A 23,145-nucleotide genomic window follows, 5' to 3' on the forward strand; every position below is an offset into this window, starting at 1 on the left:
AAGAGACGCGAATAATAATGACCTTACGGCGTCTCGTCAAGCCTATTGTCGAAAATAATTAAATCGGTGCCCACCAATAAGCATCGTCCGAAATTTGCTTTTCTAATGCGTTTGAGTCGGGATAGTTTTTCAGCAACACACGCTTGGCATCATCACGCAAATCGGTCATACCCAGTTTGTCGTACGCTTGGTACATCAAAGCCAAAGCGCCCTCAACCTGCTTGGTATTGCTGTAATTATCAATCAGCGCCTTACCACGATTTGCGGCCGCCAAATAAGCACCACGCTTGTAGTAGTAACGGCCGACATGCAATTCATAATTGGCTAAAGCCCCAATTAGATAGCCCATGCGCAACTGTGCATCTTTACTGTATTTGCTATCTGGAAAACGGGTCACCAGTTCACGAAATGAATTAAATGATTCTTTGGCCGCTTTAGGATCTCGTTCGGACATATCTTGTTTTGCTAACGCAGACAAGAAGCCTTGCGACTCATTAAAGGTCACTAAGCCTTTCAAATACATCGCATAATCCAAACTTGGATGCGTTGGATTTTGCTTCATAAAACGATCAAGCGATGCCAAGGCCAACGCAGGCTCTTCATACTTATAATTGTTGTAGGCAATTTCCAACTGAGCCTGTTGGGCGTATTTACCGTAAGGGTAACGGGCCTCAAGGCGCTCAAAATATTCGACTGACTTCTTGTAATCTTTACTGGCTTGTCGTGCTTTAGCTTCAGAAAATAGCTTATCTGCAGACCAATCTTTCGTTTCATCATTACTGGTGCCGGTGCTAGCACAACCGACCATTAAGCTAAACAGCAAGGCAGAAACGAGGATTCGAGGTAGAATCTTGTACATGATGCAATCCGATATTGAACTCGACGATTATAACGACTTCTCAGACACCCGTGTCTTGACTGTGCCCGCTGATTTGGCAGGCATGCGACTGGACGCGGCACTGGCGAAGATTTTGCCTGATTTTTCACGCTCACGCTTGGCTACTTGGATAAAAGACCAACAAGTTACAGTTGATGGTGCCCCTGCCACGACGAAAACCAAGCTCTGGGGTGGTGAAACACTGACGGTTAACGTACAAGCTGACCCCAACGAAGTGGCCTTCGCCGCGGAAGACATTCCGCTGGACGTCATTTATGAGGACGACGCACTGATTGTGATTAACAAGCCTGCTGGCTTGGTAGTCCACCCAGGCAGCGGCAATTGGGAAGGCACGCTGCTTAACGCCCTGCTGTTTCATTACCCTGAAGTGCGGCAAATCCCGCGCGCGGGGATTGTTCACCGCCTTGATAAAGACACGAGCGGCCTGATGGTCGTCGCACGCACCTTACCCGCACAAAACAATCTGGTTCAACAACTTCAAGCCCGCACCGTAAAACGCCACTATCTGGCTGTGGCACGCGGCAATATTAAACGCGACGGCACTGTGGACGAGCCCATTGGCCGCCATCCGCGCGAGCGCACCAAGATGGCTGTCGTTCACACCGGCAAAGAATCCATCACGCATTACCTCGTACTGGAAAAATTTGCCGACTACACCCTGATCGAATGTCGCCTTGAAACTGGCCGTACGCACCAGATTCGGGTGCACATGGCGCACATCAAGCATTCGCTGGCAGCCGATCAGGTTTATGGCGCAGCGCCGAAGCTCGATATTTCACCTGAAGTGCGCATGGCGCTTGAAGAACTGAATCGCCAAGCGCTGCACGCGCGTAAGCTATCTCTGGTTCACCCAACTACGGGTAAAACCATGGAATGGAAAGCGCCGATTCCGCACGATCTGGAACAACTCATTTTCACGCTGCGCGCCGATCTCGAACTCGCCAAAGACAATTATGACGAAGACGACGATGAAGACGACGATCACGATTGCGAATTAATCTATGTCCGTGAATAACGCCACACCTACATACACGCCCACCGCCAGCGCGCTGGGCGTTTTTACACCCGACTGGCCTGCGCCAGCCAAAGTGAAAGCACTGCAAACTACCCGCAATGGGTTTGCAGCAAACCATGGCTTTAGCCTGCCGCCATTTAGCCGCTTTAATCTTGGCAGTCACGTCAGCGATCTGCCTGAGCATGTCGCGGCCAATCGCGCCCTACTTGCGCAAGCGCTGCCACAAGCGCCAGCTTGGCTCAATCAGGTACACGGTATCGCCGTCGTTGACGCGGCCAACGTTACAAGCCCCGTCGATGCCGACGCCAGTTACACGCGTTCACGTGGTGTGGTCAGTGTCGTGATGACAGCCGATTGCTTGCCATTGCTGTTTTGCGATCGCGCAGGCACGGTCGTCGCCAGCGCTCACGCTGGTTGGCGTGGCTTGTGCAATGGTGTGATTGAAGCAACAATCAGCAAAATGACCTGCCCAGCTGACGAGATTCTAGTCTGGCTCGGCCCCGCCATCGGCCCGAATGAGTTTGAAGTGGGCGATGAAGTTCGCGCAGCATTTAACGCGCATGATGCTGCTGCGAGTTTGGCATTCAAAGCGAAAGCAGAGGGTAAATGGCTGGCAGATATCTACTTATTGGCTCGCCAGCGATTACATACCCTGGGTATTACGGCGATTTATGGTGGCGATCAATGTACGGTAACGCAAGCCGAGACCTATTTCAGCTACCGCCGTGATGGGCAAACGGGTCGGTTGGCGAGTTTGATTTGGCTTGAGTAATTACCGAGTATCCAGCTGAGAACCGTTTGCAAGCAGACGTAGTACACTGTTTATGTTACAGTGTTGCATCTGCAGGATTTTCTCTTTATGTCGACACTAAGCTGGATCATCACCATGAGCCTGCTGGGCAGTTTGCTCAGTGTATTGGCCGCGGCGGCGATGGCGTACTTTGCCAAGCCGAACTGGATTCCCAAACTCGTATCATTTGCCGTGGGCTCTCTGCTGGCGGCGGTGTTTCTCGAAATTTTGCCGCATGCCTTCGGTGGCCATGAAGGCCATGCACATGGCGCGACTGAACTTTCATTCTTGCAAGATGCCCATCATGCCGCTTCAAGTGCCGTTACCGCCGTCGCTGAGCACGCACCACACGCCAGCCCTGAAGCTATTTCGCTGACGATTTTGCTCGGTATTTTCATCTTTTTTATTATGGAAAAACTGGTGATCTGGCGGCATTGTCACCACGAATCATGTGAAGAGCTGGAAGGCCACACACATGATCATCATGGCCACGGCCATTCACATGGACATTCCCACGGGCACGATCATGGCCGCGCGGGCATGATGATTATGGTGGGCGATACTTTCCATAATTTTCTGGATGGCGCAGTGATTGCAGCGGCGTTTATGGCCGATACTTCAGTCGGGATTGCCACTGCGGTGGCAATTATTGCGCATGAAATTCCGCAGGAAGTCGGCGATTTTATCGTGCTGCTGCACTCAGGCTACAGCAAAGCTAAGGCGCTGTTATTTAATTTATTGTCTTCACTCGCCGCTTTAGCGGGTGGTTTGCTGGCTTACTTTTCGCTCAGCATCGTCGAAGCGGCCCAGCCCTATTTATTAGCGCTCGGCGCGGCCAGCCTAATTTATGTGGCCATTGCTGATTTGATCCCGACCTTGCATAAACGCCCGCATATTAAAGACACCATTTATCAAGTGTTGCTGATGGTGGCCGGTGCAATGCCGATTGCGATTGTGCATCACTTTATGCCGCACTGAGACATACACGGGCATGTATCACGACAAAGGCCAATCTTAGATTGGCCTTTATTTATATACCCTTAGTAAATTGCTCTTTGCTTAGTCGATACAAGCAATGCCGAAGCAGTGGATGCCCAGCTGATAATGCGGGGTGATCAAACTCACTCACCGCATCAAGTTGCATTCCAAGACGTTGCATCAGCACTTGCGAGCGCAGATTACTCAAGGTGGTGAACGCGACAATCTCAGCCAACTGCAAGGTCGAAAATCCAAACTCAAGCGCGGCACTCGCCGCCTCAAACGCTAAGCCTTGCCGCCAAAATGGTCGCGCCAACCGCCAGCCGATTTCGACGCACGGCATAAACGGCAGCGCCACGCGCGGAATATTCAGCCCTGCCATACCGATAAATTCGCCCGTTTCACGCAACTCTAGCGCCCAAAAACCCCAGCCATGCTGGTGCAAACGGGCACGAATTTGCGCGACAAAATCACTACTTTCGGCTGCACTCAGTGGCGCAGGGAAATAGCGCATCACTTCTGGGTCAGCGCCCAGCGCTGCAAAAGCAGGCAAATCGCTATCACGCCAATCACGCAGGATCAGGCGCGGTGTTTGCAAAATTTGCACCGCTGAAAACGTATTAATTTTGCTCATTTACTGCGTCAGAACCAGTTTTTGCATCCGCTAACGCTGCCTCTCGCTCGGCTAACTCTGCCGCTTTAGCTGCCTTGCTGCGCTGAATGCTACGCTTGAGCGCCAACAAACCCCAGGTGGGTAAGACCGCCAAAAACAGGAAATAAAAGACCCCAACGGTAATACTCCCCGCCCCCAACGACATCATCACGACGACGAACAAATAGCCGATCAAAATAATATACATACTTCATCTCATAAAAACGGATAACCATAATCCTGCCGCGCCCAGTGTACACCAGCCCAGCCAACCCAGTTTTAGTCACAACACGCTTTTCGCCCCCACTAATGATACAGTGTTGCATTTGCAGGCATTTGCGATCATCATGATCACAAATGAGAAAATTCTTCAGATGGATTTGAAATCTGCACCCTTTAGCCCCATATGACTATTTCATGCCAAGCAGGATTTGCCCTAGCAATGCCTAACTCCACGACAGAATTGCAAAAAATCGCCAGTGCGCGTCTCCCCACCAATCAGGGCACTTTTACCAGTCATGCGTTTCTCAACCCGCAAACTGGCGTTGAACACCTAGTGCTCACGCTGGGTGATATTGCTGGTGATGACGTATTGATTCGCCTGCATTCGGAATGCCTGACCGGCGATGCTCTTGGGTCTTTGCGCTGCGATTGTGGTGATCAGCTCAAAAATGCCTTGCAGCGGATTCAAACCGAAGGTCGCGGCGCTTTGCTCTATTTACGCGGGCACGAAGGTCGCGGTATTGGGCTGTGCAATAAGATCTTCGCCTACCAGCTGCAAGATCAAGGCATGGATACCGTAGAAGCAAATCTGGCGCAAGGTCTACCTAGTGATGGCCGTAGCTATACTGATGCGGCGTGGATGCTAAAAGATTTGGGGGTTAAATCAGTGCGATTGATGAGCAATAACCCACTGAAAATCGAAGCACTCAATGCACTTGGTATTCCGGTGACTGAGCGCTTATCGCATGAAATTGTCGCCAATCCGGAAAACAGCAAATATTTGTTAACCAAAAAAGAACGCATGGGGCATTTACTCAGTTCACACGCAAAAAAACCGAGTTAATCCCAACAGCTTACGGGCTAGCAAATGCCTTGATGATTTCTCCCACCACCCTTGTGGTGCCACCAATCAATTGGTCGATTTGCGGCACCATAAACGGTAGTGAGTAATACAACGCAGCAAAACCAATCCCTAGCGTCAGTGGAAAACCAATCGCAAACACGTTCAACTGCGGGGCTGCGCGGGTCATCACCCCAATCGACAAGTTAGTGATTAATAACGCAGCCAGCACTGGCAGCGACAACAGCACTGCAGAGCGAAAAATAACCCCACCATACAAAGCGACCAACTCAAAGCCTTTGCCATTAAGGTGAACCTGACCAACGGGAAGCTGCAGCATGCTTTCCAATAAAATACGCAACATCATTAAATGCCCGTTCAAGGCCAGAAACAGCAAAATCATCAGCAAGCTCATCAACTGCGCGACCGCCAAGGTATTACTGGCATTTTGCGGGTCATAAAAGGAAGCAAAACCCAAGCCCATCTGCAAACCCGCCAGATGCCCCGCCATTTCGACGGCAGTGAATACAAGGCGCATTACAAAACCAATCGAAATCCCAACCAGCAACTCACGAACAGCAATCAGCATGCCATCTGGGGATACCACCGGTACGCTCGGCATCGGCGGCAAGGCAGGTACGACAACTAGTGTGAGAAAGATGGCGAGCCCCACACGAACCCGCACCGGAATACGGCGGCTGGAAAAGAAAGGGTCAACCAATAACATGCCCATAATGCGCAAGAATGGCCACCAAAACAGGGCGAGCCAAACCTCAATCTGCGCCTGCGTAACAACCCACATTTAGCCAATCACTTGTGGAATACTTTGATACAGCCGGGTCATGTAATCGGTCATGATTTCAATCATCCACGGCCCAGCCAGCACCAGCACTAAAAAAGCGATCAATAGCTTGGGAATAAACGACAGCGTTGCCTCATTAATCTGCGTCGCAGCTTGAAAAATACTGATTATCAGCCCCGAAACCAGCGTAGCAACCAAGACAGGGCCACACAGCAATACCATCACTTCCATTGCACGCTGCAGGATTGATACCACCACCTCTGGCGTCATCTAGCCTCCGACATAAAAGCTTTGTACTAAAGACCCCATCAATAGCGTCCAGCCATCGACCAGTACAAAGAGCATTAGTTTAAACGGCAGCGAAATCATGACAGGAGAAACCATCATCATCCCCATCCCCATCAAAATACTGGCCACCACCAAGTCAATAATCAGGAATGGAATAATGACCATAAACCCGATCTGAAATGCAGTTTTCAGCTCGCTGGTTACAAAGGCAGGCACCAATACTCGCAAACTAACCTCTTCCGGTCCTTGCGGCGCCTGCGCTCCTGAAACCTCGATAAAAAAGGCTAAGTCTTTTTGCCGGGTTTGCTTGAGCATGAAGTCTTTAAGTGGCAAAGCCCCTTTATCTAAAGCTTCATTAAAGCTGAGCTTATTTTCCGAATAGGGCTGGTATGCCGTGGTGTAGATTTTATCGAGCACTGGCGACATCACAAACATCGTCAGAAACAGTGATAAGCCAACAATCACCTGATTAGGCGGGCTTTGCATTGTGCCTAGCGCCTGCCGCAGTAGTGATAACACAATCACAATCCGGGTAAATGCCGTCATCATAAGCAACAGTGCGGGGATAAACCCGAGCGCAGTCATAAATAGCAGGGTTTGAATCGGCAAAGAATACGCAGTGCCACCCGCTGTTTGCGTCGATGACATAAAGGGTATGCCCGCAGGATCAGCCGCCAACAATAGTTGCGGCAACATACCCAATAAGAAAGCCAGAATGGGGAATTTATTTCGCATCTTTGCTCTCTTTGCGTTTTTCTATCGCAGCTTGCAGCCACTGAGCAAAGGCTGGTGTCACTGGAGTTGGTGTCACTGCCCCTTCTGGTTTAGACAATGTGTGCAACAGATTCACTTGCTCACTTGTCACACCCAATACCAGCCACTGCTGCTCGATCTCAACAATTACCACGCGTTCACGCTGGCCAACCATCACACCGGAAACGACACGTAAATGCCCAGCTCCAGCCCCCGGCACCAGTGAGAAACGTCGCATAACCCAAGCGGCGCCAACAATTAAGCCCAGTACCAATGCCAATGCCAGTAATACCTGCAGCAAGGACCCTGCGCCAGATGCTGGCGTCGCCAGCGCTGGATTTGCGCCAGCCCAAACCGACAACGGCAGCCCGATTAGGCTGCCGCAAAGGAAACGACTATGTGTCATTTGATTAGACAGGGTACGGTAGCGTGTATGCTTGCAACACTAACCACACCCTACTCCCATTAATTGATTGAGCACGCCAGCGCGCTATTTGTGCAAACGACGAATCCGTTCTGCGGGGGTAATAATATCGGTCAGCCGGATGCCGAATTTTTCATTTACTACCACCACTTCACCTTGAGCAATCAAGCAGCCGTTCACTAGAACATCCATCGGTTCACCGGCCAAACCATCGAGTTCAACGACCGAACCTTGCGCCAATTGCAGCAGATTGCGGATGGCAATTTTGGTACGCCCCAATTCAACCGTCAGTGCCACCGGAATATCGAGAATCATATCGATATTATTTGGCGCCCCTGCAGGCGTTGCATTGGTATCAAAACTTTGGAAAATATTCGCGGGTTGGGCTTCAGCCTCGGGCGTTGGCGCAACAGTTTCTTGTTCCGCTAAAGCAGCAGCCCAGTCATCCATAATGTCATCTGGGTTTTCTTCTGCTGGATTATTTTCTTCAGCCATGGTCTTCCTCTTCGTGGTCCTCTTCCTGCCCGCTGAGCGATTCAGCTGTCGTCAACACTTTGTCGACTTTCAAGGCATATTGCTTGTGAAGAATACCATACTTACATTCAAGCACAGGCACACTATCGACCGTAGCTGTGATCAACTCAGGAATTTCCAGCGGAATCACATCGCCGACTTTCAAACCCAGAATTTCTCCCAGCGTAATTTGTGAATTACCCAAAGTAGCCACCAGATCAACTTCTGCGTGCTGCACTTGCTTGCGCATCAAATTAGTCCAGCGGTTATCTGCCTCGATCCGGTCAGCCTGCATACTGCTATAGAGCAAATCACGAATCGGCTCGATCATCGAATATGGGAAGCAAACGTGGAAATCGCCACCGCCAGCACCCAGCTCAATTTTGAAGGTATATGCCACCACCACTTCGGTTGGCGTGGCGATATTAGCAAACTGGGTATTCATTTCCGAGCGCACATACGCAAATTCGCACTCGAATACCGGCTGCCAAGCCTTCTGGAATTCTTCAAACACCACTTCGAGCAAACGCTGGATAATGCGCTGCTCGGTCGGCGTAAAATCTCGCCCTTCCACGCGGACGTGGTAGCGACCATCCGAGCCAAACAGATTATCAACCACTAGAAACACAAAATCAGGATCAAAAATGAACAAGCCGGTACCGCGCAGCGGCTTCATGTGGATCATGTTCAGATTGGTAGGCACTACCAGATTACGAATAAACTCGCTGTACTTTTGCACCCGCACCGGGCCCACGCTGATCTCAGCATTGCGGCGCATGAAGTTAAACAAGGCAATGCGCAGATTACGGGCAAAACGCTCGTTAATAATCTCGAGCGTAGGCATCCGGCCACGGACGATCCTTTCTTGACGACCGATATCATAATCGCGGACAGCATGAGGGTCGACGTCCTCTTCGACCTCGTCTTGCTCGCCCGTTACGCCACGCAGTAGCGCATCGACCTCTTCTTGAGAAAGGATATCGTCAGCCATATCGCCGCTTTAATTCCAACTGAACTGCTCTAAATAATCGGTTGTTTTGATAATTACTGAACCTGATAAAAATATTTGGTGAAGTTAACACTTAAAACACCTTCATCCTTGGCCTCGGCTTCAAGCAAGTGGTTTAAGGCTTCACGAATTTCACGTGCCAGGGTTTCCTGACCTTCGGTGGTCTTAACTTGTTCAAGTGTTTTAGAACGCAATAAGCGATTCACAGCATCCAAAGCCTTAGGCTGAATTCCCTTCAAGCGCTCTTTATCGTGCTCTTCAGCTAACTCAACCATAATCTCAACTTGTAAAACCGATTCGGTATCGCCAGCCAAATTAACGGTAAAAGCCTGATCTTGCAGCTTGTCAAAAACTGGCGCGGTGTGGCCTTCTTTTTTCTCTTTCTCTTTTTTCTTCTTCTCTTTTTCTTTCTTGGCGTCCTCAGCGTGCGCATTAGCTTCTGCAACAGCCTCATCCGCGCTACCTTCAGCCGGAGTTTTCAGTAGAAAGAACGCAAGAGCGCCGCCAACCAACAAGACCACCACGATCAAGCCAATAATGGCAAACAGCAAGATATTTTTTTTGGATTTTGGAGCTGCTGCGTCAGCACTTGGAGCGGCTTTAGCGTCGGACATTTGTACTGCCTCTATCAATTTGGGGGAATTCTAACCGAATACTGATGCAAAATACCCCAGCAAAGCTGAGGCATTTTCGGCTTCTATTGCGAAAGATACTATAAAACAAGCGCTAAGCAAGCGTTTTTGAGGTAACACATTGAAAATCAGACAAACAAACTCACTCGAGTCGCACCAACTGGTACTCTGAGTTCATTAAGCTGAATAGTTCGCTCAATACCAGGCAAATTTGCAACTAAGCGCTCGCCACCGGTTGGACTTGCGCTTTGCTGAGAATTAAAGCGTCCCCCTTGCTGTTGTTGCTGAAAGGCACTTTGCTGCTGTTGCTGCAAAGAATCTGACGCCACTTGCACATTGTGCAAAACAATCCCTTGATCAGCCAATAGTGCGGTTAATTTTGGCGTTGCAGCAGCCAACGCCTCCCGCACAGCTGCATGCTGTGAGGTGAATACAACGCTGGCTTGTTCGCTACCAATATTCAACCGCACTTCCATTGGCCCCAAATTTGGCGGATTGAGCTGCATCTCGATTTGCTGTTCTTGCTTACCCAACATCATGCTCACACGCTGCGCTACTGCTTCCCCCCAACGAGCATCTTGCACCGGGGTTTCGATATAGTGAGTTGGCAGCATGACTCGTGTCGCATTTGCACTTGCTAGCGCCGCATTTGAATTAACGCCCATGGCCGGAGCATTCATACCTGAGCCGAGCTTATTGGCCAAAGTATCAGCAAAATTAGGCTCCGACTTGCTGGTTGTTTTTGCTGTATCCGGCGGCAAAGCGGCAAGTAAATTCATGTCATCAACGGCAACATCTGCCGCCGATGATTTTTGCCCTGCCAACTCCAAACCAGTAAGTGTTGGTTTTTGGCGCCCTTGACCTTGGTCTTGCGCGAGCAAATCCTCATCGACGCCAGTTTCAGTTTTGCCCCCCCTCCCAAGCTGATTAGGGTCGCCGATAGCAGCGATAAGCGCCTTACCATCTGTACTATCACCACTGGTTTGTGGATTCAGCGCTTCGGGCTTTAGGGCTGGTGTTGTGTTTTGGGCTAATTGCATCATGCCAAGCAAAGCGGCCAACGCGTTCTGATCAGTAGCCTTAGCGGTTTGCTCATCTTGCTCAGCTGGTGGACTGGCTTCAGCATTTGACAGCTTAGTTTGTTGCGTGTCCGCCGCTGCAGCCTGCGTTTGCTGATTATAGGCAGCTTCGTTGATATTTTTATTGCCGGTTTCAGTGTTATTTTTTGCTTCAGGCGCTTTGCTTTGTGCCCCCTTATCCGCCGGCTTGGTTTGTACTTTGCCAAGTTCATTTTTAAATTGGCTACCGAACTCCATCGCGTTGCTAGACTGTGCCTCACGCGAAGTTTTGGCATTACTTGGGAGTGAAGTCACGTTTAATAAATTAACGCTATTACTAGAACCGCTTGCCATGATCGATACACCACAAAAATGAGTCACTCGCTTTAAAGCAAACTTGATGCCAATTCTACGCAAAGAGTCCCATGCTACACTTTGCACATGGCAGAAGATTCAGACCTCGAACGCACCGAACCGGCCTCGCCCAAGCGCTTAGACGAAGCGCGCAAGAAAGGGCAAGTACCGCGTTCGCACGAACTCACTTCATTTTCCACCTTGATGGTGGGCTTGGTCGCGGTGATCACAACCGGACCAGATATTTATGCAGCCATGAAGCAAGTCATGGTCAGCGCGCTGAGTTTTAATCGAACACAAATCTGGCAAAGCCAATTAATGAGCGAGCAATTGTACGAATTGTCGCGCATTGCCTTGATTGCCATCTTGCCGATCTTTGCTGCCTGCGCACTCATATCAATTATTACCCCCATCATGATCGGTGGCTGGCTTTTTAGCATGGAGGCCTTAGGGCCCAACTTTGGGCGCATGAATCCATTGAGCGGCATTGGTCGCATGTTCTCCCCGCGTACGGTAATTGAAACCATCAAAACCGTCCTGAAATCCGGCTTGATTGGCGGTATTGCAGCGTGGCTTATGTGGAACGAAAAAGAGCAATTTATCTCGCTGCTGGCAATGGCACCTGAGTCAGGCTTTGCAATGGCATGGCAAATGACCCGCCACACCCTGTTGCTCGTCGTCAGTACCATGGCCGTCATCGCGTTAATTGATGTGCCATATCAGCTATGGGATTACTACAAAGGCTTACGAATGACCAAAGAAGAGGTCAAACAGGAGGGCAAGGAAGCCGAAGGGGATCCACATGTCAAAGGACGGATTCGACAATTGCAACGTGAAGCTGCTCGTAAACGGATGATGTCTGAGATTCCGAAAGCCAATGTTGTTGTCACCAATCCGACTCACTATGCGGTAGCAATTCGTTATGACCAGCAAATGCGTGCACCAACCGTGGTTGCCAAAGGTTCATTCTTACTCGCGGAGCGCATTATTGAGGTCGCCAAAGACCATAAAGTGGTCGTGATTCGTACTCCACCATTTGCGCGAGCGCTGTACCATCACGCTGACCTAGGCGAAGAAATTCCGACAGCACTGTATACTGCGACAGCGGAAGTTTTGGCCTACATCTATCAGCTAGAACTGTATCGTAAAGAAGGTGGCTTCGAGCCTGTACTTAACACTGATTTACCCGTTCCACCGGAGCTTGATCCAGAATCAGGCATATCCGATGTATAGCCCGCAACAGCTCATGCAAAATAAACTAGCGAAAGATACTCCAACCAGGTATTTGAATGTGGCGTAATAAACTCACCGTACTTGCAATGCCAGCCTTGGTGCTGATGGTGTTGGGCATGATGATTCTGCCCTTACCCCCGCTCGTACTCGACTTCTTTTTCACATTCAATATTGCGCTGTCAGTCATTGTATTGATGGTGAGTTTGTATACTCATAAACCACTTGAGTTTTCCAGCTTTCCGACGGTACTACTGATGACGACGCTTTTGCGCCTGTCATTAAACGTAGCTTCAACAAAATTGGTGCTAACCGAGGGTCATGCTGGGGGCGACGCTGCGGGCAAGGTAATCGAATCATTTGGCCACGTACTAATTGGCGACAATATTGCCGTCGGTATCGTGGCGTTTATTATTCTGACCATTATTAACTTTGTCGTAATCACCAAAGGTGCCGGCCGGATTGCCGAGGTCTCTGCCCGCTTTACTTTGGACGCGATGCCCGGCAAACAGATGGCAATTGACGCCGATTTAAATGCCGGATTAATTGGTGAGGAAGAGGCTCGCACCCGGCGCGCGCAAATTTCTGAAGAGGCCAATTTCTTTGGCTCTATGGACGGTGCGAGTAAATTCGTCCGTGGTGACGCTGTAGCGGGCATTTTGGTCATGGTCATCAATCTGATCGGCGGTTTGTTGGTCGGGATGTTGCAACACGACCTAGCCTTCGCTGACGCAGCCAAAACCTACACTCTACTTACCATCGGTGATGGCCTAGTGGCCCAAGTTCCGGCACTAATTATTTCAGTTGCCGCCGGTATTGTGGTTTCTCGTGTAGGCACCAACCAAGATTTATCCGAGCAAATTCTGGGGCAACTGTTTTCACGCCCACAGGTAATGTATGTAACCGCCGGTGTACTGGCCGTACTGGGTATTATTCCTGGCATGCCCCATTTTGCCTTCTTATTAATGGCACTGATTGCCGGTGGCTTGGCATGGTATTCCGAACAAAACCAGTTGCAAGCGGCCACAGGTGGCGCCACAATCAAACCAGGCAGCGCACCGGGTGCCACACCCGGCTCAGCACCAGCCGCCCCCGCTGAAGCCCCCTTGCAGGAAGTTAGTTGGGCTGACGTACAGCCAGTCGATCCAGTAGGGCTAGAGGTGGGCTATCGGCTAATTCCGCTCGTCGACCGTAACCAGGATGGTGAATTGCTGCGGCGTATTCGTGGCATTCGCAAAAAAATTGCCCAAGAATTGGGTTTTCTCGTTCCCGCAGTTCATATTCGCGACAATCTGGAATTGCGCCCCAACCAATATCGCATCCAGCTTAAAGGCGTTGATGTCGGCATGGGCGAAGCTTTTGTCGGCCAATGGCTGGCAATCAACCCGGGCAATGCGGCGGGTAATTTACCGGGAACAGCCACCACCGACCCGACCTTTGGCCTGCCCGCGACCTGGGTCGACAGCAGCCTACGTGATCAAGCCCAAGCTATGGGTTATACCGTCGTTGATGCTTCAACGGTAGTTGGCACACATATCTCCAATATTTTGCAATCCCACGCGGCAGAGTTACTTGGCCGCGAGGAAGTTCAATCCCTGCTCGATCACTTTGCCAAAGAATCACCAAAACTGGTGGAAGATCTGGTACCCAAAGTCATTGCTATCGGCACCTTGCAAAAAGTGCTGCAAAACCTTCTCGACGATGGCCTGCATATTCGCGATTTGCGCACCATTCTGGAAACGCTGGGTGACAATGTCACGAGAACTCAAGATATTGATGACTTAACCTCGATAGTGCGCGTTGCCTTGGGCCGTGCCATTGTGCATCAACTATTCCCAGGCGAGAATGAGCTACAAGTCGTTGCATTAGAGCCACAGCTGGAAAACATCCTGATGTCGGCAGCCAGCGGCAAATCTCAAGGCGGTTTAGAGCCAGGGCTGGCCGAGCGCTTGCTACAGCAGGCTGCACAATTATCGGAACAACTTGAGATGCAGGGCATTAATCCGGTAATTATCACGCCCTCGCAATTACGGCCTATGCTGTCGCGCTTTTTAAAGCGCTCTATCCCGAATTTACGGGTTATAGCCCATACCGAAATTCCGGAAGCCAAAACCCTGCGCATCATTGGTGTACTGGGTGCCAACAACTAAGAGCAGGCTATGCCCCCAGCCAACGCTAATTTCTTGCAACAAACGGCCACTATTCTGACTTTCAGTGTGCAGATCAATTGTGCAGATGGCCGCGAGCAGCGATAATCCATCCCTATGGTCGTCAAAAAATTCTTCGGTGCCACCACTCGTGAAGCCCTCAGGCAAGTTCGTGATGAACTCGGCCCGGACGCGCTCATCCTTTCCAACCGCCAAGTGGCGGGCGGAGGCATTGAAATTATGGCTGTGGCCGATGCCGATGTGGCCGCACTCACCAATGTACAAACGGTAGCCACCCCGCCCAAGCCATCGCCACGTGCGGCACAAAATGGCGCACGGCTGATTAACTCAGCCCAAAGCGAAGCACCAAGCCCCAATATTGCCAAAGCCTTGGCGCGCTCCTACGCTATTCCTGATGATGAACAAGAGCCAACTACCGCTGATATTGGCGTAGAGGCGCCATCCGTTCTGCGTAGCAATCGCCAATCGCGGCCAGCCGAAACGCGTTTTGAGGGGCAACGTGATGAAATTTCTCTCACGCAATTTGCCAGCCAGAGAACGCCAGATTATTTAACTGAACGCCCTGAAGCACGTACTACAGAGCCCAGCCGCACGCCACCACCACGTCGCGCGCCGCCCGTAGTCGAGCCGCAACATAAAGCTTTGCCGACCTTCAGCTTTGAAGACGAGCCAGCAGCCAAGCCAGCCCAGCCAGCGGTCGATCACGAAGCAATGCAGGATATTGCGCGCGAAATCCGCATGCTGCGCGGTCTATTGGAAAGCCAAATGGCGGGTATGGCGTGGGGCGAACTATCGAAACATGCGCCCGAGAAACTCGAAATTTTGCGTCAATTACTGGGCGCAGGTTTTTGCGCCGCACTGTCACGTCAACTGATCGACAAAATGCCCGGCGGGATGAGCCTAGATACAGGAGTGAAATGGGTAAAAGCCGCATTGGCGCACAATCTGCCCGCCACCGGCGCCAGCGATGATCTGGTCGCACGCGGTGGCGTGTATGCGCTGATTGGCCCAACCGGCGTTGGTAAAACCACGACGGTGGCCAAACTTGCCGCGCGCGCGGCGCTGGCCTATGGCCCGCAATCGGTCGCGCTGCTGACCACCGACAGCTATCGGATTGGCGCGCATGATCAGTTGCGTATTTATGGCCGCATTCTGGGTGTACCCGTCCACGATGTGAAAGACGAAACCGATTTGCAGCTGACCTTGGGTGAGCTGAGCGATCGCCATCTGGTGCTGATCGACACCGTCGGCATGGGCCAGCGCGATCAGCGTATTGGTGAGCAGCTCGCGATGCTCGGCCACGATAACGTCGGCACCATTTTGCTGCTGGCGGCCAACGCGCAAGCGGGCACGCTTGACGATGTGGCGCGCCGTTATCGCAACCATCATTTACTCGGCTGCATTCTGACCAAGCTCGACGAAACTGTGGCACTCGGCGGCTGCCTTGATGTGGCGATCCGACATAAACTGCCGCTGCAATTTGTCACCAATGGCCAGCGTGTACCAGAAGATTTGCATCGCGCCAATTTGGCTTATTTACTGGATCGCGCGTTTAAAACTCAGCAAGATCATAGCGTTTTCCAGCTCCAACGCGACGAATATCCGCTGTATATGAGTACCCAAGACACCCCAACCGACTTCACCCTTAGCCTAGGTGGTGCGCGTGCCTAAACGCTGGCAAGACCAAGCCGCTGGCTTGCGTCAAATGGTCAGCCCGACGCATTGCCGCAGCATTAGCCTGTGCGGTGGCCGCGGCGACTCGGGTACGACCACGCTGGTGATTAATCTGGCTGCCGCGCTCAGTGAGCGCCAGCGGGAAGTGATGATTGTGGATGAGTTCACCGGTAGCCAAAATGTCAGCTCCCGGCTGCATCTAAGCCACGGCTTCACATTGGAACACGTACTGCGCCACGAAGCGACGCTGGCCGATAGCCTGATTGAAACCCCGCAGGGCTTTCAGCTGCTCTCGATTGCTGGCAAACCGCAAATCATTGCCCACCTGAACGACGCCGAACAGCACTGGCTGGCCGCCGAATTTGAAGCCATCACCGAATACGTTGATTATTTATTACTCGACACTCGCCCGATGGGCAGCAATGGGATTCCGAGCTTAAGTCTGGCCGCCGATGACGTGCTCGTCGTGTTATCCAACCGCGCCGAATCGCTCACCGATGCCTACGCCACGATCAAGCAGCTGGCGCAAGAATACGCACGGCGCGATTTTCGCGTACTGGTCAATCGCGTCGAAAGTCTGGGCGAGGCAATGGCACTATTTGATCGCCTGCGCAGCGTATGTCAGCAGTTTCTGGGGGCAAGCCTGGGATTAAAGCTAGTGGGCTATGTCCCCGAAGACACCAAACTAAATCGTGCGACACGCTTAGGCAAAACGGTACTAGAAGCTTTCCCCGATACTGAGGCCAGTATGGCGCTACGTCAATTAGCAGATGTGATCTTGCGGTGGATACCCCCTAAAGTGGCCCACGATTCTGCTGGGCACTTTGTGCATCGCTTGGTTGAATCATCCCGTTTATTACACGAAAGGTTGCACCATGGCTGAAGCAGCGTTGCGCCTTGAGCCCGTAGACGGTGGCTACCAACTCATTGGCGATTTAACGCTGAGCGCAATTGCGCCCATCTGGCAACAGAGCCGCCAAATAAATTGGCAGCAACAAACGGTCGACTTGCGCCAAATTACGCATTGCGACGGTGCTGGGGCGGCATTGTTATTCGAATTAAGTCAGGCCGGGGCTCAGTTGCTGAACCTCAACGCCGAAACCCAACGCTTACTCACCGCGCTAGAGCCAGAACAAGCACTAATTGTGGCCCCGCGCGCGCCGAGCATGCGTCCAATCAGTCAGCTGGGGCAATTAACCCGCAGCATGCTTGATGATTTTGTGGCCCAGATTGCTTTTATCGGTGAAGCGGCCAGTACCATCGTTGATGCAATCGCTAAACCGCATCAGGTCCGCTGGCGCGAGTTTTTGCGCCAGTGCGAATTAACCGGTGCCAACGCCCTACCGATTATTAGCCTGATTTCATTTTTGCTGGGCATTATTTTGGCATTTCAATCGGCAATTCCAATGCGGCAATTTGGTGCGGAAATGTTTGTGGCCAATTTACTGGGTTTATCACTGATCCGTGAGCTTGGCCCTCTGATTACCGCCATTGTACTTGCTGGCCGCTCTGGCGCAGCATTTGCCGCGGAGATTGGCACAATGAAAGTCAATGAAGAAATCAACGCCCTCGTCACATTCGGCTATAAACCTATGCATTTTCTAGTGCTGCCACGATTGATGGCGGGCTTGTTAATGTTGCCATTGCTGGCGATCTGGTCCGAAGTGATTGGCATGTTGGGCGGCGCACTGGTTATGCAGGGCTTTGGCATTCCGCTGGCCACATTCTGGACGCAAGTTGATACCCAAGTGGATGCGATTGATTTTTTCAGTGGCCTACTCAAAGCGGCGGCATTTGGCTTGGTTGTGGCATCGGTGGGCTGCTTCCGCGGGCTAGGCACCGGTACCGGCGCCAGCGCAGTAGGTGCTTCGACCACCCGCGCAGTAGTCAATATTTTGGTGTTATTAGTGATCACCGACGGTATTTTTGCTGTCGTTTACTACCATCTGGGGTGGTAAACATGCAGACGGTGATCGAGGTACAACATCTATATTGCGGTTGGGGGCAGCGCTCAATTCTAGAAGACGTGAGCTTTAGCGTGAATCGGGGCGAAGTGATTACCATTCTAGGCGGCTCAGGCTGTGGTAAGTCCACGCTGCTTAAGCATTTGATCGGCCTTTATCCACCACAAGCAGGATCTATACGGATAGTGGGTAATGAGCTAGTACAAGCATCCAGCAAGGATCGCGAAGCAATACTGCGCAAAATTGGCGTGATGTACCAATCAGGCGCGCTATTTGGCTCGATGAGTATTCTAAATAACATCACATTGCCCTTGAGTAGTTTTAGCCATTTAGACAGCGCAGCAATTGATACGCTGGCCAGACTTAAATTACGGCTTGTTGGGCTGGAAGAGTTTGCCGATTTTTACCCCAACGAACTATCTGGCGGCATGCAAAAGCGTGCGGCAATTGCCCGTGCCATGGCACTTGATCCACAAATTTTATTTTTGGATGAGCCATCCGCAGGCCTAGACCCCATTACCTCAGCCGAGCTCGATCGCCTGATTCGCCGTCTGGCAGAAACCCAAGGGGTCACCATCATGGTGGTGACACATGAATTAGCCAGTATTGCTGCCATTGCAGATCGCGCAATTATGCTCGATAAAAGTATCAAAGGGATTTTAGCCATCGACACTCCCGCAGCACTCGCCCAATCAACAGATAGGCGGGTTGCGGGCTTTTTTAATGCACAGCGGCCATCGCACGCCGCAGTTTAAGAAGCCACATGGAACAACAATCGAATTTTCGACTGGGCGTGTTTATTCTGCTTGCGCTGCTATTGGGTGCCGCCATATTAATTGGCATCGGTAGCGGACGCTGGTTGCACAAAAAGGTGACGCTCGAAACCTATTTTAATGAGTCGGTACGCGGGCTCGATATTGGCTCCAAAGTACGCTATCGCGGGGTCGCGATTGGCGAGGTGAGCGCGATTACATTTACCTACACGCGCTACGAGAGCGATATACCCAATTCCCAGCGCCAACAATACGTTTTGGTTGAGGCTCAGCTGGATAACAATATCTTGGGGCAATCGAGCGGAAATAGCAGTGCACAAGCCGAACTGGATCGCGAAATTGCCAAGGGTTTGCGCGTAAAATTATCGCCGCAAGGGCTAACAGGAACTAGCTATCTCGAAATTGATTATGAAGCAGGCCAAGGCCAACCGCTGCCTTTCAGCTGGAAGCCCGAGCATTTATATATTCCCTCAACCAACAGTACCGTCAATCAACTCCTAGGCAGTGCTCAGGATTTAATGGCCAAATTGCAGCGAGTTGATGTGGATAAAACCATCAATCTACTCAATCAAACCTTAAACACACTCAATACCAAGCTCGATGAGCTGCCCGTGAAAAGCATAGCGAGTGAAACAAATCGGCTGCTACATACGGCTAACCAGCTGCCCTTAGTTCAAATTGCCAGCGAAAGCAGCCAGCTTCTGAGTGAAGTACGAGAAAGCAATCAAGCGCTCAAAGCACTGCTTGAGCAACCCGCACTCCACAGCGCCACCCATGATCTGGCAAGTGCGGCCAACTCTGCCAAAGTGCTCCTCGCCAACCCAGCCTTAGCTAGCGCGGTGCAAAGATTGGATCAAATTACATTGCGTCTGGACCATTTAAGCGCGCAGCGTGAAGGCGATGTACAACAAATTATTGATAATTTATCGAGCACCAGCAGCAATCTTAAAGCCCTGAGCGAAAAAGCCAATCAGCGTCCAAGTAGCTTGCTGTTCTCCGATCACCCCAAACCTTATAGCCCGCCCAAACCATGAAAAAACTGCTGTTATTACTATGCGTACTTGTTTGTTCGGCCTGCAGCACAACACCGCCAGATCGACAGGATTTCCTACTTACCGCGCAGCGTGCAGGTACAAATCAGTCAGTGCGCTTCGGCGCTTTGCAAGTCAATGAATTACGCAGCAGTGCACCATTTCGCGATTTGGCACTGATTTATCGCGAAAGCCCTCAGCGCTATATTGCCGACCCGTACCACGGTTTTTTGGCAACTCCCAGCAGTCAGATCACCCAAAACACACGTCGCTGGTTAAGCCAAAGCGGGCTGTTTAGCCAAGTCTATCCTTCCGGCAGTAGCCTGATTGCCCCTTGGCAGCTCGAAGGAGAATTGCTTGCCGTCTATATTGATGTGAGCGAGCCAAATTCACCTAAGGCAGTAATTCAAGCTCAGTTTTTACTCAGCCATCAACAGCAGTCCCGCAGTTTTGAACTTAGCGCGGCACAAGCACTGCCGGATGCAACCCCCGAAACCGCGGCGCAAGGCCTGAGTGTGGCGCTGGAAAGCCTATTAAAGCAATTAGAACAACATCTGACTTCGTCAAACTTCGATTAGTCAGCTACACTTAGGGACAATTAGTCACCGCTTATATCATGTCAGCCAATCGCGCCCTATCTCTATACCGCAGTACGCAAAGCACTTGTGAGGAAGACCGTGTGAAACAGCACGCGCCACTTGTGCGGAAAATTGCGTATCACATGATGAGCAAACTGCCTGCCAGTGTGGAGGTGGATGATCTGATTCAAGTCGGCTTAATGGGCTTGATGGAAGCGGCGCGTAATTTTGATGTTGATGCAGGCGTACAGTTTGAAACTTTTGCCAGCCAGCGCATTCGAGGCGCCATGCTCGACGAGCTGCGCAACGCCGATTGGCTGCCACGGCAAGCACGCAAAAATATGCGTGAAATCGAAAAAGCCATTGTGCAACTTGAACAGCAATTGAGTCGTCACCCCAGCGAAGGCGAAGTCGCACAAGCCTTGCAAATTCCACTCGATGAATATCAATCTATGCTCGGCGAAGCTCGTGGGCATCAGCTACTGCATTATGAAGACTTTGAAGTCGATGGCGAAAATGATCAACTGGATCAGTACGCAGCCGATCATAATGCCAACCCAATTGATATTCTGAGCGATGATGCATTTCGCGGCCATTTAATCGAGGCCATTAAGCTATTGCCGGAACGCGAGCAGTTGCTGATGGCTCTGTATTATGATGAAGAACTCAATTTGAAAGAAATTGGCGCGGTATTGGGCGTTTCGGAGTCGCGCGTTTGTCAGCTTCACACTCAAGCCGTTGCACGCCTGCGCGGCAAACTTAAAGACTGGCTTGTGTAAATGGATAAAATCAGCGTATTCGGCGTTTTACTGGGTCTAACAGCGATCATTCTTGGGCATTGGCTGGAAGGTGGCCATATTGGCTCGCTGGTGCAATTTACCGCTTTTTTGATCGTAATCGGCGGCACCATGGGCGCGGTAATGATTCAAACCGAAATGCGCCATTTTTTTGCCGGCATCAAAATGCTGCGCTGGATTTTTTTCCCGCCATCGATGGATTTTCGCAAAGTACTCTCGACACTAATGAATTGGGGCAATCAGGCACGCCGTGGCGGTTTGCTGGCGTTAGAAGCCTACCTTAATAGCGAAAAAGACCCCTTCGTAAAGCGCGGTCTAACCATGGTGGTTGATGGTGCCGAGCCTGAAACGGTGCGCCGCGCACTTGAGCTCGACATCGATGCTTACGAGGATCAAGCGCGGGCGGCGGCAAAAATCTGGGAGTCGGCGGGTGGATATTCGCCCACGTTCGGGATTCTAGGTGCGGTGTTAGGTTTGATTCATGTAATGGAAAATCTGACCGACCCTTCAAAATTGGGCGCAGGGATTGCCGTTGCGTTTGTTGCGACCATTTACGGTGTGGGTGCGGCCAACTTATTTCTACTTCCCGTTGCCAACAAACTGAAGCATTACATCATGCTCGAAGTCCGCCGTCGGGAAATGGTGGCAGAGGGACTAGTCACTATTGCAAATGGTGAAAACCCACGCCTACTCGAAAACAAATTAGCCGGTTTTCTACACCACTAACCCCACAGGGGTATTGCCATACACATCAATTCAAACAGCAGATTGATAGCAATACCCGATAAAACAATATTCATCACCAGCATTTATTGCGCACGCTTGTCAGTCACTCGCTATAGTCAAACTAAGTGGTTGCGAGAAGATTGCATATGCTTTATTTGGCACAAATTTTAGTTAGGCTAATTGCTTGGCTTGACTTGGCTATTTTTACAGCCGCAATGGTATTGCTTGCTAGCCTACCGCAGTTCTGGCTTAAAAAGATATACCCCCCCTATTTCATAGCTGGTGCCGTACTTTTGTCCGTGCATTAGGGGTTCAGTTACGTCTGCACCAGCACTATCAGGGTGAGCTGCCTGCACATTACATTTTGATAGCCAATCACCCCTCGGCGCTCGAAGACGTGGGGATTCCTGCGTTTTTTGCTGTGCGCAGCTTAGCCAAACACGAAGTGGCAAATTGGTTTTTAGTTGGAAAAATCGCAAAAGCGGCTGGCACTTTATTTGTCGAGCGAGAAAGTAAAGCCTCACGACAAGCCGCACAACAGGCACTGATCGATGCGGTCAATGCCGGGCACAATATCGCGCTCTACCCGGAAGGGGGCTGCAAGGGGCGACGGATAGCGCCCCGGTTTCTATTTGGTGCTTTTGCGACATCGCTAGCCACAGGGGTGCCGATTCTGCCGGTGTTTTTACATCATGAGGCACAAGCTGAATTTGAGTGGCAAGCAGGCGAGCATTTACTTCACAAAATTTGGCGCATCGCGAGCAGCCCCAATCGAGTCGTGCACTACCACATTTTTAACCCTATTTCCCCAGCTGATTATCCAGACAAAGAGACCTATACTGCAGCGGTTTACGCGCTTTATCTGCAATGGCAGCAACGCTTTTTAGACTAATTGTGCAGCTTTCGTCGCTTTTCTCCTGCATGACTCGGGCTTGCCGTTATAATCGCGAAAGCTATCGTAGATGACACCTTCAC

General features: G+C 51.0%; 26 protein-coding genes. 15 read left to right on the forward strand and 11 right to left on the reverse strand.

From position 1 onward, the window contains the following. Positions 1-58 precede the first annotated feature (58 nt). The gene (locus HZU75_RS03705) at positions 59-859 is read right to left on the reverse strand and encodes an outer membrane protein assembly factor BamD (protein ID WP_180307840.1); all 801 of its coding nucleotides are present in this window, start codon (positions 857-859) and stop codon (positions 59-61) included. On the opposite strand from HZU75_RS03705, the gene rluD reads away from it, so the two are divergent. The 3 genes from rluD to HZU75_RS03720 all read left to right on the forward strand — a co-directional run bounded on the left by rluD (position 858) and on the right by HZU75_RS03720 (position 3,681). Further along, on the forward strand, positions 858-1,913 hold the full coding sequence (rluD, locus tag HZU75_RS03710; protein WP_180307841.1) for a 23S rRNA pseudouridine(1911/1915/1917) synthase RluD: 1,056 nt from the start codon (positions 858-860) through the stop codon (positions 1,911-1,913). The genes HZU75_RS03705 and rluD overlap by 2 nt on opposite strands. Then, positions 1,900-2,685 (forward strand): peptidoglycan editing factor PgeF, encoded by a 786-nt coding sequence (pgeF, locus tag HZU75_RS03715; RefSeq protein WP_180307842.1) that lies wholly within the window; start codon positions 1,900-1,902, stop codon positions 2,683-2,685. The genes rluD and pgeF overlap by 14 nt, the downstream gene beginning before the upstream one ends. Positions 2,686-2,772: 87 nt before the next feature. Continuing rightward, positions 2,773-3,681, forward strand: coding sequence for a ZIP family metal transporter (locus tag HZU75_RS03720; protein ID WP_180307843.1), 909 nt, complete (start codon positions 2,773-2,775; stop codon positions 3,679-3,681). Between the two features lie 52 nt (positions 3,682-3,733). On the opposite strand, the gene HZU75_RS03725 is transcribed toward HZU75_RS03720, so the two are convergent. Next, entirely contained in the window at positions 3,734-4,315 is a 582-nt protein-coding gene (locus HZU75_RS03725) for a GNAT family N-acetyltransferase (protein ID WP_180307844.1), read from the reverse strand. Further along, entirely contained in the window at positions 4,302-4,541 is a 240-nt protein-coding gene (locus HZU75_RS03730) for a hypothetical protein (RefSeq protein ID WP_180307845.1), read from the reverse strand. The genes HZU75_RS03725 and HZU75_RS03730 overlap by 14 nt, the downstream gene beginning before the upstream one ends. Before the next feature lie 234 nt (positions 4,542-4,775). Between HZU75_RS03730 and ribA the strand changes: the two genes are divergently transcribed. After that, positions 4,776-5,399 carry a GTP cyclohydrolase II gene (ribA, locus tag HZU75_RS03735; RefSeq protein WP_180307846.1) on the forward strand — a complete coding sequence of 208 codons (624 nt, stop codon included), beginning with the start codon at positions 4,776-4,778 and terminating at the stop codon, positions 5,397-5,399. Between the two features lie 10 nt (positions 5,400-5,409). Here the strand turns inward: ribA and fliR are convergent, their stop codons facing one another. From fliR to HZU75_RS03775, 8 genes are all read right to left on the reverse strand, one after another. Continuing rightward, positions 5,410-6,198 (reverse strand): flagellar biosynthetic protein FliR, encoded by a 789-nt coding sequence (gene fliR / locus HZU75_RS03740; protein ID WP_180307847.1) that lies wholly within the window; start codon positions 6,196-6,198, stop codon positions 5,410-5,412. Beyond that, positions 6,199-6,468 carry a flagellar biosynthesis protein FliQ gene (gene fliQ / locus HZU75_RS03745; RefSeq protein WP_180307848.1) on the reverse strand — a complete coding sequence of 90 codons (270 nt, stop codon included), beginning with the start codon at positions 6,466-6,468 and terminating at the stop codon, positions 6,199-6,201. It lies immediately after the preceding gene. Further along, positions 6,469-7,221, reverse strand: coding sequence for a flagellar type III secretion system pore protein FliP (gene fliP, locus HZU75_RS03750; protein WP_180307849.1), 753 nt, complete (start codon positions 7,219-7,221; stop codon positions 6,469-6,471). Further along, a complete protein-coding gene (fliO, locus tag HZU75_RS03755; protein WP_180307850.1) occupies positions 7,211-7,645 on the reverse strand; it encodes a flagellar biosynthetic protein FliO in 435 nt (144 codons plus the stop codon). Before fliO ends, fliP begins: the two co-directional genes overlap by 11 nt. An 84-nt stretch (positions 7,646-7,729) precedes the next feature. Further along, complete coding sequence (gene fliN / locus HZU75_RS03760; RefSeq protein WP_180307851.1) at positions 7,730-8,158, reverse strand: flagellar motor switch protein FliN; 429 nt, start codon at positions 8,156-8,158, stop codon at positions 7,730-7,732. Then, the gene (fliM, locus tag HZU75_RS03765) at positions 8,151-9,167 is read right to left on the reverse strand and encodes a flagellar motor switch protein FliM (protein WP_180307852.1); all 1,017 of its coding nucleotides are present in this window, start codon (positions 9,165-9,167) and stop codon (positions 8,151-8,153) included. The genes fliN and fliM overlap by 8 nt, the downstream gene beginning before the upstream one ends. 53 nt (positions 9,168-9,220) lie before the next feature. Then, positions 9,221-9,799 (reverse strand): flagellar basal body-associated FliL family protein, encoded by a 579-nt coding sequence (locus HZU75_RS03770; protein WP_180307853.1) that lies wholly within the window; start codon positions 9,797-9,799, stop codon positions 9,221-9,223. 146 nt (positions 9,800-9,945) lie between these two features. Further along, positions 9,946-11,229, reverse strand: coding sequence for a flagellar hook-length control protein FliK (locus tag HZU75_RS03775; protein WP_180307854.1), 1,284 nt, complete (start codon positions 11,227-11,229; stop codon positions 9,946-9,948). Between the two features lie 87 nt (positions 11,230-11,316). Here HZU75_RS03775 and flhB point away from each other — a divergent pair, with 87 nt between their 5' ends. The 11 genes from flhB (at position 11,317) to HZU75_RS03830 (ending at position 23,062) form a co-directional block, all read left to right on the forward strand. Continuing rightward, on the forward strand, positions 11,317-12,462 hold the full coding sequence (gene flhB, locus HZU75_RS03780) for a flagellar biosynthesis protein FlhB (protein WP_180307855.1): 1,146 nt from the start codon (positions 11,317-11,319) through the stop codon (positions 12,460-12,462). Between the two features lie 56 nt (positions 12,463-12,518). Then, complete coding sequence (gene flhA / locus HZU75_RS03785; protein WP_180307856.1) at positions 12,519-14,609, forward strand: flagellar biosynthesis protein FlhA; 2,091 nt, start codon at positions 12,519-12,521, stop codon at positions 14,607-14,609. Between the two features lie 114 nt (positions 14,610-14,723). Next, positions 14,724-16,298: a flagellar biosynthesis GTPase FlhF gene (gene flhF, locus HZU75_RS03790; RefSeq protein WP_180307857.1), complete on the forward strand. Its 1,575-nt coding sequence runs from the start codon at positions 14,724-14,726 to the stop codon at positions 16,296-16,298. Next, the gene (locus HZU75_RS03795; RefSeq protein WP_180307858.1) at positions 16,291-17,184 is read left to right on the forward strand and encodes a MinD/ParA family ATP-binding protein; all 894 of its coding nucleotides are present in this window, start codon (positions 16,291-16,293) and stop codon (positions 17,182-17,184) included. Before flhF ends, HZU75_RS03795 begins: the two co-directional genes overlap by 8 nt. After that, positions 17,177-18,259 (forward strand): ABC transporter permease, encoded by a 1,083-nt coding sequence (locus HZU75_RS03800; protein ID WP_180307859.1) that lies wholly within the window; start codon positions 17,177-17,179, stop codon positions 18,257-18,259. The genes HZU75_RS03795 and HZU75_RS03800 overlap by 8 nt, the downstream gene beginning before the upstream one ends. Positions 18,260-18,261: 2 nt before the next feature. Further along, complete coding sequence (locus HZU75_RS03805; RefSeq protein WP_228028183.1) at positions 18,262-19,020, forward strand: ABC transporter ATP-binding protein; 759 nt, start codon at positions 18,262-18,264, stop codon at positions 19,018-19,020. Between the two features lie 8 nt (positions 19,021-19,028). Continuing rightward, positions 19,029-20,072: an MlaD family protein gene (locus HZU75_RS03810; RefSeq protein WP_180307861.1), complete on the forward strand. Its 1,044-nt coding sequence runs from the start codon at positions 19,029-19,031 to the stop codon at positions 20,070-20,072. Then, entirely contained in the window at positions 20,069-20,647 is a 579-nt protein-coding gene (locus tag HZU75_RS03815; RefSeq protein ID WP_180307862.1) for an ABC-type transport auxiliary lipoprotein family protein, read from the forward strand. The genes HZU75_RS03810 and HZU75_RS03815 overlap by 4 nt, the downstream gene beginning before the upstream one ends. Before the next feature lie 38 nt (positions 20,648-20,685). Further along, positions 20,686-21,426, forward strand: coding sequence for an RNA polymerase sigma factor FliA (locus HZU75_RS03820; protein ID WP_180307863.1), 741 nt, complete (start codon positions 20,686-20,688; stop codon positions 21,424-21,426). Further along, the gene (locus tag HZU75_RS03825; protein ID WP_180307864.1) at positions 21,427-22,170 is read left to right on the forward strand and encodes a flagellar motor protein; all 744 of its coding nucleotides are present in this window, start codon (positions 21,427-21,429) and stop codon (positions 22,168-22,170) included. It abuts the gene before it with no gap. Positions 22,171-22,534: 364 nt separating this feature from the next. Further along, positions 22,535-23,062 (forward strand): lysophospholipid acyltransferase family protein, encoded by a 528-nt coding sequence (locus tag HZU75_RS03830; protein WP_180307865.1) that lies wholly within the window; start codon positions 22,535-22,537, stop codon positions 23,060-23,062. Positions 23,063-23,145: the final 83 nt, after the last annotated feature.

Source organism: Chitinibacter fontanus, from assembly GCF_013423785.1.
Classification (GTDB): domain Bacteria; phylum Pseudomonadota; class Gammaproteobacteria; order Burkholderiales; family Chitinibacteraceae; genus Chitinibacter; species Chitinibacter fontanus.